At 44.3% G+C, this 13409-nt stretch carries 12 protein-coding genes; all 12 read right to left on the bottom strand.

The features are described from left to right. Positions 1-33 precede the first annotated feature (33 nt). The 12 genes from RBH76_14020 to RBH76_13965 all read right to left on the bottom strand — a co-directional run bounded on the left by RBH76_14020 (position 34) and on the right by RBH76_13965 (position 13408). Positions 34-936, bottom strand: coding sequence for a diaminopimelate dehydrogenase (locus RBH76_14020; GenBank protein ID WMJ83829.1), 903 nt, complete (start codon positions 934-936; stop codon positions 34-36). A gap of 113 nt (positions 937-1049) precedes the next feature. Further along, positions 1050-2294: a dicarboxylate/amino acid:cation symporter gene (locus RBH76_14015; GenBank protein WMJ83828.1), complete on the bottom strand. Its 1245-nt coding sequence runs from the start codon at positions 2292-2294 to the stop codon at positions 1050-1052. Between the two features lie 218 nt (positions 2295-2512). Next, positions 2513-3352: a diaminopimelate epimerase gene (gene dapF, locus RBH76_14010; protein ID WMJ83827.1), complete on the bottom strand. Its 840-nt coding sequence runs from the start codon at positions 3350-3352 to the stop codon at positions 2513-2515. An 802-nt stretch (positions 3353-4154) separates the two neighbouring features. Then, positions 4155-4778 (bottom strand): CatA-like O-acetyltransferase, encoded by a 624-nt coding sequence (locus RBH76_14005; protein ID WMJ83826.1) that lies wholly within the window; start codon positions 4776-4778, stop codon positions 4155-4157. 218 nt (positions 4779-4996) lie between these two features. After that, complete coding sequence (locus RBH76_14000; protein ID WMJ83825.1) at positions 4997-6301, bottom strand: acetyl-CoA hydrolase/transferase C-terminal domain-containing protein; 1305 nt, start codon at positions 6299-6301, stop codon at positions 4997-4999. Between the two features lie 141 nt (positions 6302-6442). Then, complete coding sequence (locus RBH76_13995; protein ID WMJ83824.1) at positions 6443-7705, bottom strand: TRAP transporter large permease; 1263 nt, start codon at positions 7703-7705, stop codon at positions 6443-6445. After that, positions 7702-8202, bottom strand: coding sequence for a TRAP transporter small permease (locus tag RBH76_13990; protein ID WMJ83823.1), 501 nt, complete (start codon positions 8200-8202; stop codon positions 7702-7704). The genes RBH76_13995 and RBH76_13990 overlap by 4 nt, the downstream gene beginning before the upstream one ends. A 19-nt stretch (positions 8203-8221) precedes the next feature. After that, entirely contained in the window at positions 8222-9247 is a 1026-nt protein-coding gene (locus RBH76_13985) for a TRAP transporter substrate-binding protein (GenBank protein WMJ83822.1), read from the bottom strand. Positions 9248-9376: 129 nt separating this feature from the next. After that, on the bottom strand, positions 9377-11035 hold the full coding sequence (gene ilvD / locus RBH76_13980; GenBank protein WMJ83821.1) for a dihydroxy-acid dehydratase: 1659 nt from the start codon (positions 11033-11035) through the stop codon (positions 9377-9379). A gap of 13 nt (positions 11036-11048) precedes the next feature. Next, positions 11049-11594 (bottom strand): 2-oxoacid:acceptor oxidoreductase family protein, encoded by a 546-nt coding sequence (locus tag RBH76_13975; protein WMJ83820.1) that lies wholly within the window; start codon positions 11592-11594, stop codon positions 11049-11051. A 1-nt stretch (position 11595) separates the two neighbouring features. After that, entirely contained in the window at positions 11596-12339 is a 744-nt protein-coding gene (locus RBH76_13970) for a thiamine pyrophosphate-dependent enzyme (protein ID WMJ83819.1), read from the bottom strand. A 1-nt stretch (position 12340) separates the two neighbouring features. After that, a complete protein-coding gene (locus RBH76_13965; protein ID WMJ83818.1) occupies positions 12341-13408 on the bottom strand; it encodes a 3-methyl-2-oxobutanoate dehydrogenase subunit VorB in 1068 nt (355 codons plus the stop codon). Between the last annotated feature and the right edge of the window lies 1 nt (position 13409).

Raw genomic sequence — 13409 nt, 5'->3', positions numbered from 1 at the left:
TAACTTTTATAACTGTACTGTAAATTTCACCTTTTAGGTTAAGTCACGCACAATTTCGTCAACAGTCATATTAAGATAGTCTGTCGGTGGTACCATCCCCATGGTATAGCAACCGGGGCGCTGCTTCATAATTGCTCTTGCAGCCATTACCAATACCTGACTTGTAACGGCAGGATTGTGTATATTACAATCAAAAAAGGCTCGTTGATTATATTTCGCCCCAGCACGACCCTTACGCTCTATATGCACACCATGCCCCATATCTAAATAGTTATCCAAGCTTTCAACAAAGGCTACATGGGTTTCATCGTGAGAAAAATAAGGATCGTTAAGTAAAGTATCTTTAATTTGCTGTTGATTGGCACCTTGGTTAGGAATTATATAAACCATTCGTCGATGCACGCCACATCCTTTTGGATAGGTAAGACTTACGGCATCTTTTACACCGTATATTGCCTTAACTGCAACCGAATGCCCCATGCTCATACCCGGACCAAAATTTGTAAAGGTAATCCCATGGGGAATCATAACCGAAAGCAATACCCTAACTACCGAATCCAAACCCGGGTCCCAACCTGCCGAGATAAGTGCAGCAGTATTATTTTCCTTAGCAACTTTTTCAAAGGTTTGATATAAATGCAACAGTTCATGGCCGTGAATATCAAATATATCTGCCGTGCGCTTACCCATCTTTAATATTTCCAACCCGACCTCCATAACCATTCGAGACGGAACGCACAACAGCGCGACATCAAAGCTTGGTGATTGTTGCATGCTTTCCAGCATGGGTATGCCATCAACCTCGGCTACCTTTTTGCTCCATATCGGATCAATAATTGCCTTTAGCACAAAACCATCGTCAGTTTTAATAGCTTCTAATGCATGGCGACCAATATTACCATAGCCAACAATCAACGCATTAATTTTACTTTTCATAGCTGTAGTATTTCCTTTAACACTATTTATTAGCTTATAAATATGTTATAAGCATGTGATTGGAAAGTTTTTATTTGTACTAAATTAAAATCTTACTTAAGGCAAACTATAGCTTAAACCTTAGTTGCGATTGACTTTTTAAGCCAGTCTTTTCCGTCTGCATATCTAGATACTATGTAAGAAACAACATAGTCCCCTGTTGCATTAATCATAGTAGCGGGTGGGTCAACCAAGTTGCCTATTGCTACAAGAATTGGGAACGCAAGCTCCATTTGTGTTGGGAAGAAGATTGAGCAGATAATATATTCACCTATATATCCGCCACCGGGAACACCGCTCATTCCTACAGAAGACAGAACAGCAACCAAAACTACCATTGGAAGCATGCTCCAGGTAAAGGACTTACCAAATACGCCAAATACAAACGCAATTTTAAGAACGCATGAGAAGCAGGAACCATCCATATGCATGGTTGCGCCAAGCGGAAGTACTATATCAGAAACATCTTTTGAAATACCCGACTGAGCAGCAACTTCCATATTTGTAGGTATTGTTGCAACAGATGAGCAGGTACCTAAAGATACAATGGCAGGACGAGCAATATTTTTAAACATTAAGCTTACTGCACCCTTGCCGCCGCCATACCATGCAAATAACGGAAAAGCTGTAAATATGTAAATAAAGCAAAGAGGATAATAAACCATTAGTGCTCTACCGTAACCTTCTGCTACGCTGGAACCATAGGTTGCTACCAGGTCTGCAAAGATTGCAAAGAATGCAACGGGCGCGTAGTAGGTAACTATTTTAACAAACTTCATCATTGTTTCGGTTAAGCTATCTAAAAACTTACCCATTAATGATTCTTTGCCGCCTGCCATATTAACAGAAAAACCAAACAATACAGAGAAAACTATAAGCGGCAGCATTGCTCTGCGTGTTAACAGTCCAACAAAATCGCTTGCGGTAAAGAAGTTTACTATCATGGCAGTTAAAGAAGCATACTCTCCCATTCCCTCGGCAGGAATATCACTCCAAGGAGCAAGAACAGGTGGAATCATCTTCATAAGTACAAACATAATTATTGCAGCTATAGCACCGGTTATCACAAAAACTCCAACTGTGGTGCCCATAATTTTCCCTGCACGTTGGCGACTTTCCATATTGGCGACGGCACCTGCAATAGAAGCAAATACCATTGGCACAACAATACAGAACATCATATTAATAAACAGTTTACCTAAAAAGGCTATGGAATTACCAAAATCGGGAGCAACCCAACCTACGATTGAGCCTACTATCATACTGCTGAGCAAAATAGCCAAGAACTTATAATTCTTAATAACTGACTTCTTCTCCATAAAAACATTCCTTTCAAAAATTCAATAAATAAATTAATGGAAAATAGATGCTGTTATTTAAACAAAAATATAAATCCGTTAACAAACTGCGTTACATGATAGGCTATACGGCGCTTATCGTTATTTAATATAATAATTAGTTGATAGCTGAAACTTTAATACAGATTGCTTATAAAACAACTTAATAATAAAAACTGCAAATACCTTTATTTGTAGTACTAAAGGCTTAAAGTCTCATCGGTTATATCACCTATACAAACTATATTGGTAGGACCGGTTAGCAGTATGTCTGTTATTTGTTCTCCATCTTTAGTTAAGTCTATAAACAGAGTACCACCTTTCATATCTGCTTTAACTGTACCACCGCTTACCTTTTCTTTTAAGGAAAGGGCAGCAACTACACATGCTGTACCTGTACCACAGGCATAGGTAAAATCCTCTACGCCTCTTTCGTATGTTCGCTCATAAATATAATCGTTGCCCAAAATTTCGTAAAAGTTTATATTGGCACCTTTAGAAAATCCATTATACCAACGCAGTTTTTCGCCAAACTCTCTCAACTTTCCGGTATCCGCTTCTTTTAGATTTTGGTAAGGTATTACTGCATGGGGAAGGCCCGGATTACCTAGCTCAATATAGCTACATTCTACCTTAACACCATCTATAATAACTTCGGCATCAAGTACTATTGTAGTTGGATCGTTTAACCGTATACGATATAATCGCTTATCAATTCGGTACCCAGTAACAATTCCGGCGGTGGTTTCCACAACTTGAGTTTCTCCTGCAAGATTGTTTTCATAACCATAACGACATATACATCTCGCTCCGTTGCCACACATTTCGCCTATGCTACCATCGGAGTTAAAAAACAGCATTTTGTAGTCTCCGCCCTGTGTTGCAGATTCAACAACCATCAATCCGTCAGCACCGATAGACAAGTGTCGCTCGCACAGAGTTTTGGCTAGCTGCGGTAAAATATTGTGCGGTAATTTTTCTTCAATATTATTTAGGATAATAAAATCATTGCCGGCCCCGTTCATTTTCCAAAACTTCACTTTTTCCGCCTCCTTTCCGATAAGATTTCACCTGAAAACTCCCCCCTTTCCTGCACACACTTATTAAATGGTATTATATATAAATTATAACAATTCTTATGTCGGTTCTAGAAGGTTAGCTGTAACTTACTGTGATATTCTAGGAGCTAACCCATCAGCCTCATCGTCGAGAAATAAAGCTGAGATAGATGGCATTGTGTTGCGCTAAGGGAGGCAGCTATTATGGAAATGATTCTAGAATGTTTGTGGAAGATAAGCCCATCACATTTATTGAAGGTTCAAGCCTTGTGCATATGCTAGGTGAATATGGCTATAACTTTCGGATTAGTTTGAAAGAGTAATTGCCAATAGAGTTTTTATCGTCGGTTTAATATTTTCTGACTGCCGCACATGAATTATAGCGTTATGAGCTTCGCATAATCCGCGGACTTAAACGTCGCATTATGTTTACCCAAAGTACAAGCCCAGAAGGTACTCTTCTGGGCTTAACATAGATAATACACAAGTGGCATGATAGTACCATAACGCGACGTTGAAATACCTCGCCAGACTACCAAGATACGATACGAAGTTGCTCATTTGTTATGTGATTGAATGGCTAATCTTTCTTAGCAAATGCTCACCTTTGGAAAAATGATTGTTCGCGGTTTGCTTTATCTTGATTTTTGCTGATATTCAATTTTAATTCAACTTTCTCTGATTCAACTGCTTTCGCTGCTATAAACATCAGCCAATATATCAGCATTTATCTGTTCAACATCTTCCATCATATGTACAATATTCGGGTAAAATATCCATCGTGTTATAGAATCTCACCATCGAGATACGTTTGTAAAAGCCTTGCCAATTGACCAATATGCACGCCGTCGACAAATGAATGGTGTACCTGTACGGAAAATGGCAGTAGTATTTTACCGTCTTTTTCGTAAAACTTTCCCCAATCAAATAGCGGTGTGGCATTATCTTTTTTACCAGAGTTCGTATGCGAAATATGAGTGTACGATACCCACGGAAACGGTGAAAACTGGTATATATCATTTCCCATTGGTGCAGTAAAATAATCTTCTTGGTTTTTCTCGATCTTTTTAGCCAAATCAACATATTCTTTTATGGTGTCCTGCATTGGAACATTCACAACTTTAAATAGCTCTGTCCCCTTTTTTAAGTAAGTAAATGAAGTGTTGATTGTATTCAGGACAGCAGGTTTTCCGTCTACGAAGCGACAGCGGAACGCTTCTATCTGGTTCGCACATTTTGTTACAGCATACACAAGAGAAAATGTAAATGAATATCCCCGTTCCTTTATCTTTATCAGGAAATTCGTAATGTCCACTTCAAATGTGGTACAATACTGTGGCTGTATACTGTCTCGGAAAGCTTGATAGTGCATAGCTCTGTCCCATGTGGATAAGTCAATAAAATTCATGATGTCTCCCCTATAAAGAATTGTAATATTTTCTATTTTAGTAGTCCGCTCATCTTACTTCCCTTAGCGATGCGGGCTTGTTACTTGTTACGATGTGGTGGATAAAAAGACTCCACTAATGCAAAGAGATACCTTAACGTATCCTTTACTCTGTTTCGTAAAAAGCAAGGATAATATCATTGAAAGATAGCCTCGATAGAAAGAAGGTAGTACCGCTTTCAGATAATGAGTTTCATCCTTTTTGTCTCGTGCAAAAGCTCCTCCTGAAATTTTGGATGTGCTATTTTAATGAGTTCCTTTGCACGCTCTCCAGCAGTTCTGCCTCTTAAATGTGCGACACCATATTCCGTTACAATGTAGTCTACGTCGTTCTTACCGGTGGTAACAGCAGCCCCAGGTGTTAAAATAGGCTTGATTTTGCTGATTGTATTGTTTTTGGCGGTTGACGGCATTGCAATAAAACTTTTACCACCAAGTGACATATTGCAGCCTCTTACAAAATCGACCTGACCACCGGACCCACTAAAGTGTATGCTACCAATGGATTCTGCACATACCTGACCCAATAAGTCAACCTCAAGGCAAGAATTGACTGAGACGAAGTTCTCGATCTGCGCTATAGTGTAGGGATTATTTACGTAAGAAACCGGCATCATTTCAACGGACACATTGTTGTGCAAAAAGTCATACATTCTTTGAGATCCCCATGCAAATGCAGCTACCGTTTTTCCGGTATTTATAGATTTTTTTAGATTTGTAACGACACCAGCTTCAATTAAATCTACCATACTATCCATGAAAAGTTCGGTATGTATTCCAAGATCTTTCTTATCATACAAGCAATTTGCAACTGCGCTTGGAACACCACCGATTCCTAACTGAATAGTAGAGCCATCGGAAATATATTGTGCGATTAGCTGCCCAATAGTTTTGTCTTTTTCTGTTACTAAGGGCGGCGACAGTGTTGAAATGGGTGCATCATGCTCACAGATGGCTGTGGCCTGTGATATATGAATAATGTTGTTGCCGAACAAGCGAGGCATATTTCGGTTTACTTCCAGAAAAACATATTTTGCTCTGCTCACTAACTCCACGCATTCCGATGCAACCAAACCAAAGCTGAAATAACCGTGCCTGTCCATTGGAGTAACAACAGCATAGACTACGTCAGGTGCGCCCCGCATATCCCAAAGCGCAATTTCCTCACTATAGTGACAGGGCATATAGTCGCTTAATCCACTTTGGACGCTGGAGCGCGCAGCGGCTTGCGTAAACCAGGAAACGTAATCATATTTTCCGCGCAGCTCCATGTCCACAAAAGGTGCCGGCTCAATGGCGATGACGCTATGATGCTTGACACCCTCCAACTCGCCTCTATTGGCACGCGATGCAATTGCCTGTGCAATTGCATCGGGCTGTGCCATACAGGTTGGAGAGACACAAACATATCCTGACTGTACCATGTCGGCAATTTCTTTGGGTGTTTTCAGTTTTTTATTATATAGTTCCTCATACTTCGGCACACAATATCAACCTTTCTTATATGTCATAGGAAATCCACTTTATTATTACTGGAAATAATTAGAGTAACTAAGGTTTGTACTGCCGCCGATAGTAGCTTGCCATGATGTTTTTTGCAGAGCTGCAACAGCTTCGTATCAAGCTTAGATGACGATTGCTGGTAATAACATTGGCAGGTAGACATAAGCTAAAAATACAGCAATAAGGCCGATTAGGTATGGAATGACTGCCTTGGAAATCTTTTCGATGGGCAAACCTGTGGTGCTCGATGCCACAAATAGGTTGATAGCCACGGGCGGCGTGATCATACCGATTGAGATACCAATAGTGAAAATCAGACCGAAATGAATCAGATTTACGCCCAACGCTTTAATTAGTGGCAGAAATACGGGCGTTAGCAAGATAACCGCTGAGGAAGTTTCCATAAATACACCCGCAATCAAGATAATCCCTGCAATCAAAAACATCAGCACATAGGGGTTGTTCGAAACCGACAGAACCGCTTGTGCAACCCGCTCGGGTATTTTCCAATTTGCCAGCACCCAGCCAAACACACCACTGCAGGAGATGATAAGCATTATCACAGCCGAGGTTTTGGCACTGCCCAGCACAATCTGAAAAAATTGTTTAACACTCATATCGCGGTAAACTACAAAGGAGATTGCCGCGGCATAAATAACTGCAACCGCCGCTGCCTCGGACGGCGTAAAGTAACCTGAGAAAATGCCACCGAGAATGATGGCGGGCATAAGCAACGCCCAAATTGCCTTTTTAAAAGTACTCCAGACATTTTTCCAGGTAAACAAACTCCCCTTGGGGTAATCTTTTTTATTTGCTTGATAAAGCGCTAGTACTATGAGCATACCACCCATCATCACGCCAGGGAAAAATCCGTTAGAGAACAGGCGTGTAACGCTCTGGTCGGCGATGACAGCGTAGAGTACCAGCGGAACCGACGGCGGAATTACTACGCCGATGCAACCAGCCGATGCTATCAGCGCAGCAGAGGGTGCCTCCTCATAGCTGCGCTTTTTTAACTCGGGGATAAGTGTCGCGCCTACCGCTGCAGTGGTCGCTGCGCCCGAGCCCGAGATAGCGGCAAAGAACATGCCCGCCACCACTGATACCGCTGAAAGGCCGCCACGGATGCGTCCTAAAATCGATTCGGCAAACTCAACCAGCGTCTTGGACATTGCCCCCCGCGCCAGCAGATCGCCCGCCAGAATAAAGAACGGAACTGCCACCAGCGGGAAGGAATCGGTGGAGGCAAACATGCGCTGTATCACTATGAGTAGGTCGACACCACCAACGAGCAGTACTGATACGCCCGCAACTGCAATCGCAAACGCAATTGGAACACCTAACACAAGCAATGCCAAAAAAGTTCCAAACAGGATGGTACTCATGTTTTGCTTACCTCCCCATTAATTTTGGTCGTCAGCTGAATAATTGCATCGAGAATATGCAGGTCGATCACAAAGCAACCAACAGGAATCGCCATGTACATATAGCGCATCGGAATGCGCAGTGCAGCCGAAAGCTGCTTACCTTGCATAGCCATATACTTAAAGCCGTAATAGACAGCAATGGTACAGAATGCGGCGCAAATCAAATGGGTCACTATCTTCAAAATCGTAACAATCTTTGGCGGACAGTGATCGCGCATCATAGTGACCGAAATATGTCCCGCGTTTTTATACACAATTCCGCAGCCGATAAAGGTGGACCACACCAAAAGATAACGGGTAACCTCCTCACTCCAAGACAGGGCTGTGAAAAATACGCGACAGAAAATTTGCATACCGGTTACAAGTACCATAGCAACAATAGTCATTATACAAAGTGCACTGCACAAATTATTAACAAGGTCACTGACCTTTCGGATTACTTTTGCAATTACCATGAAAATGTCTCCCATTACATTAGGAAAGGGCGTTTTGGATTTTGCTCATGTAGTCGGCATATTGGGGATACTTGTCGTAGACGCTCTTCACCGCAGCCTTGAAGCTACCGATGTCGGGATTCTCAATAACCTCCATACCGTTGTCTTTGAGCGCTTGCAGCTGGGATGCCTCGTTGTTTGCAACCCAATCACGTTCAAACTCAGCTGCCTCCTGTGCTGCCTCTTTGAAAATACTTTGCACGTCGGCGGGCAGCTTGTCATACTGTTTCTGACTCATGGTGATGATAGCAGAAGCATAAGCATGGCGAGTCATTGTTACATACTTCTGTGATTCCCATAGCTTGTATGAGTAAATGACGTTGACAGGGTTCTCTTGACCCTGAACAGTACCCTGCTGCAGTGCGGTTAACGCCTCAGACCAAGCCATAGGAACTGCATTCACTCCAAGAGCGTTAAACGTGGCGGTATAAACTTCATTCTCCATGACGCGAACCTTTAGGTCGCGAATGTCAGTAGCATCCTTTACAGCACGCACGCTGTTGGTAAGGTTGCGGAATCCGCGCTCCGCATATGCAAGGCCTTTGATACCCGAATCTGACAGCTTATTTAGCAACTCTTGTCCGACCTCGCCATCCAAAACCTTGTAGGCCTCCTCATTGCCGCCAAACAGAAATGGCATATCCAGTACGCCCATCTCGGGAACAAAGTTCACGAAAGGACCGCTAGTGATAATGCCCATGTCCAACGTACCTATCTGCATACTTTCTAGCATGGTGCGCTCATCCCCGAGCGCTCCATTAGGGTAGATTTCGATTTCATAGGCACCATTAGTACGCTCCTTGACTAGTTCAGCAAACTTCTCGGCTGCAATCTGGAAGCTATCCTGTTCGTTGACGGTGGTACCTAACTTGAGTACCGTCGCCTTGGCAGAGGTAGCTGTTGATTCCTGGTTAGTAACAGTTGGGGGAGAGCTTGTGCATCCGGCTAGAGAACAAAGTAGTAAGAGCGCAATTAATAGGCTAAGTATACGATGCATGTTTTTCATTCTGATCTCCTCTTTCTTTTATTAATTTCATATCGCCACGTAAAACAGAAACTAATTATAAAACCCCAGTAATCTGCTACTAACAACGTAATTGTGCTGTTCTTTCACAAACTTCAACGGTAGGTATGCCTATCTCAAAATTGCGCCCTCGTCAGCTGAAGTGACTGCCTTTTGATATCGGGCAAGCCATCCTCCCTTTACCCACGATTCTGGCTTGACCTGTTTTAGACGGCGCTGAGCAAACTCTTCATCACTTACATGTGCATGGATAGTGTAGTTATCCATATCAATGTCAATGATATCGCCATCGCGTAGCAATCCAATTTCCCCACCGACAGCAGCTTCTGGGGAAACGTGCCCAATAGAAGCGCCTCTTGATGCACCTGAAAATCGGCCATCGGTAATCAACGCAACATCCTTATCTAGCTTCATACCGGCCAATGCGGAGGTTGGAACCAGCATCTCGCGCATACCGGGGCCGCCCTTTGGCCCTTCGTAGATAATTACCACGATATCTCCCGGTTTGATCTCGCCTGCATAAATTGCTTCTACAGCTGTATCCTCACCGACAAACACTCTTGCCTTGCAGGAATGCACGCGCATCTCAGGAGCTACCGCACTGCGCTTCACGACACAGCCATTTTTTGCAATATTACCAAACAGAAATGCTAAACCACCTGTCTTGGAATATGCATGATCTACTGTGTGAATAATCTCAGGATCACAGTTTGCGGCATTTTTAATGTTTTCACCTACCGTTTTGCCAGTTACGGTAGGAAGATCAAGCTTGAGCAAACCGATGTCAGCCAACTGTTTCATTACGGCAGCAACACCGCCTGCTGCATCAAGATCCTCCATAAAATGCTCACCTGCAGGCGCCAGATGACAGAGGTTCGGGGTTTTTTCGCTAATTTCATTAAATAGTTTTATATTAAGCTTAAGGCCTGCTTCGTGCGCAATGGCAGGAAGATGCAGTGAGCTGTTAGTTGAGCAACCAAGTGCCATATCCACCACAATCGCATTTTTCAATGCATCCATGGTCACGATGTCACGAGGTTTGACATCCTCTCGCACCAAGTCCATAATCTTCATACCGCTTTCCTTGGCCAGATGAACACGAGCAGACATAGGGGCGGGAATGGTCCCGTTTCCTATCAGAGCCAAACCCAGTGCTTCACAGAGGCAATTCATTGAATTTGCGGTGAACATGCCTGCACAAGAGCCGCAGGAGGGGCAGGTGGAAAGCTCACATCTACGCAATCCGTCCTCGTCAAGCATATTGGCTTTAAATGCGCCCACCGCCTCAAACATCTGAGACAGGCCGATTTTCTTTCCCTTTACACGGCCTGCCATCATTGGCCCACCTGAACATACAATTGATGGAATGTTGAGGCGTAGAGCAGCCATCACCATGCCGGGTACAATTTTATCGCAATTGGGGATTAGAACTAATCCATCAAAGCAATGTGCCGCTGCTAAAGTTTCTACTGAATCGGCAATCAGTTCGCGGGAAGCGAGAGAATAGTGCATGCCGCGATGGCCCATCACAATACCATCGCAGACACCGATTGCGGGAACAACCACAGGTGTGCCACCCGCGGCATAAATTCCAGCCTTTACAGCCTCAGCAAGCTTGTTCAGGTGAATGTGACCTGGAATGATATCGCTCTGTGCAGAAACGACACCGATCAATGGCTTCTCAAGCTCTTTTTCGGTAAATCCGGCAGCATAAAACAACGAGCGATGCGGTGCTCTGTCTACTCCCTTTGCTACATTATCACTAAGCATATTTTCTGCTCCTTTATTCAATATCTTTAACACAATCTATACCACGCTTAAACGCTTCCATATTTAGCGGTATCAGCTTGTTTTTTTTGCCGGAGAACATTTCAATAATCATATTTTGAATGGTTTCCTTTTTTAAGACCTTAGTTTCAGCAACATATGCACCTAGCATCACCATGTTACTAACCTTTGGATTTCCCAGTTCCTTGGCAATCTCATCGCAGGGAACATAAACCGACTTCAGATCAGTGCGTGAAACCTTATCAGGCACAATACTGCTATTTATAAACACAGTTCCGCCCGGCACAACGGTCGGCTCAAATTTCGCTAGGGAAGGGCGGTTCATAACGATAATTTCCGTAGGTGCCTCAACCAGAGGAGAACCGATTCGCTCATCGCTGAGGATGACAGAGCAGTTTGCAGTGCCGCCTCGCATCTCGGGTCCATACGAAGGCACCCAGGATGCCTCAAGGTTTTCCTCAACCCCGGCCTCTACTAAATTTTTTCCGATGGACATGATTCCCTGTCCACCAAAGCCCGAAAGGATAATCTCCTTTTTCATGTTATCTCACCTCCGTTTCTTTGATTACGCCAAGCGGATAATAGCTTGCCATGTTCTCCATCAGCCACTTGTTAGCTTCCAGCGTATCCATGCCCCAATTGGTTGGACAGGAGGCCAAAATCTCCACAAAGGTAAAGCCCTCGCCTGCCATCTGCTTCTCGAAAGCTCTTTTTATTGCTTTTTTGGCTTTGTTCAGGTGCGGGATATCAGTAACGCAGACACGCTCGGCATAAACAAGGCCATCCAGTGTCGCCAGCATCTCCGCAACACGCATAGGCATGCCAGCCTGCTCCTTGGTTCTACCTGAGGGTGCGGTCGTAGCTCTCTGTCCAATCAGCGTTGTGGGCGCCATCTGCCCTCCGGTCATTCCGTAGATAGCATTGTTTACAAATATGGTGGTGAATTTTTCGCCGCGCATCGCTGCATGGACAATTTCGGCAGCACCAATAGAGGCAAGATCACCGTCACCCTGATAGGTGAATACGGGCTGATTTGGATGGGTGCGCTTGATAGCAGTAGCCACAGCGGGTGCACGACCGTGTGCCGCTTCAACCATGTCGCAGGCAAAATAGTTGCCCGCAAACACAGAGCATCCAACGGGACACACGCCAATGGTGGTGCCAACAGCATCCATCTCCACCATCACCTCGGCAATTAGCTTATGTATAATACCGTGACCGCAACCAGGGCAGTAATGCAGCTCGTTGTTCTGAAGGCCTTTGGATTTTTTATAAATCGTTGTCATATTACTTGACCTCCCTGTAGGCATCTCGTGCCGCTTTCTCAACCTCGGCTACGGTGGGAATCATGCCCCCGGAACGGCCGTAGAATCTGACAGGCTTGCGTTCAGCTACGGCTAGATTTACATCATCTAGCATCTGACCAGTACTCATTTCAATATCCAGAAAAATCTTGGTGCTATCCATTGCTGCAATTTCCTTCAGCCGGGAATAAGGGAACGGCCAGAGGGTAATAGGACGGAATACACCTGCTTTTATTCCCTGTTTTCTGAGCTTTTCAGCGACAGTTTGTGCGATACGTGCGGGAGTACCGTACGCTACTAAAACAACCTCAGCGTCCTCGAGTAGCAGTTCTTCCCAGCGGCACTCATTCTTTTCGATTTCAGCATACTTTGCTGAGAGATTTGCGTTTTCCGCCTCACAGCTGGAAGCATCAATAAATAAAGAAGTAATAAAATTGTTATGCGCGCGATCGCCACGCCCCGATGCTGCCCACGTCTTTTCTGAAAGGGTGCGCTGTTGATGCTCATTCCACACGATAGGCTCCATCATCTGTCCGATCAAGCCGTCTGCCAAAAACATGACAGGAATGCGATACTGGTCGGCAATGTCAAATGCTTCCTGCATCAAGTCAACTGTTTCCTGCAGGTTGGCAGGCGCCAAAACAGGCGTACGATAGTCGCCGTTACCGCCGCCGCGGGTCGCCTGAAAATAATCGCCCTGTGCCGGTTGAATTGAGCCAAGCCCTGGACCGCCGCGCATAACGTTTACAATGACGGCAGGCAGTTGAGCGCCAACCATATAGCTGATTCCCTCCTGCTTCAGGCTCACACCAGGGGAAGAAGATGATGTCATAGCTCTGATGCCAGAAGAAGACGCACCATATACCATATTTATGGCAGCCACTTCTGACTCGGCCTGTACAAACACGCCTCCTGCCTGAGGCATTTTGTGGGACATATATTCAGGTATCTCATTTTGCGGGGTGATGGGATAGCCGAAGAAGCCGCGGCAACCTGCACGAATAGCGGCTTCGGCGATTGCCTCGCTACCCTTCCAAATTTCTCGTTTCATT

This window comes from Oscillospiraceae bacterium MB24-C1 (assembly GCA_030913685.1).
Classification (GTDB): Bacteria; Bacillota; Clostridia; order Oscillospirales; family Ruminococcaceae; genus Yanshouia.
Note: the sequence above shows the minus strand (reverse complement) of the source record. Positions and strands in the feature narration are given on the sequence as shown.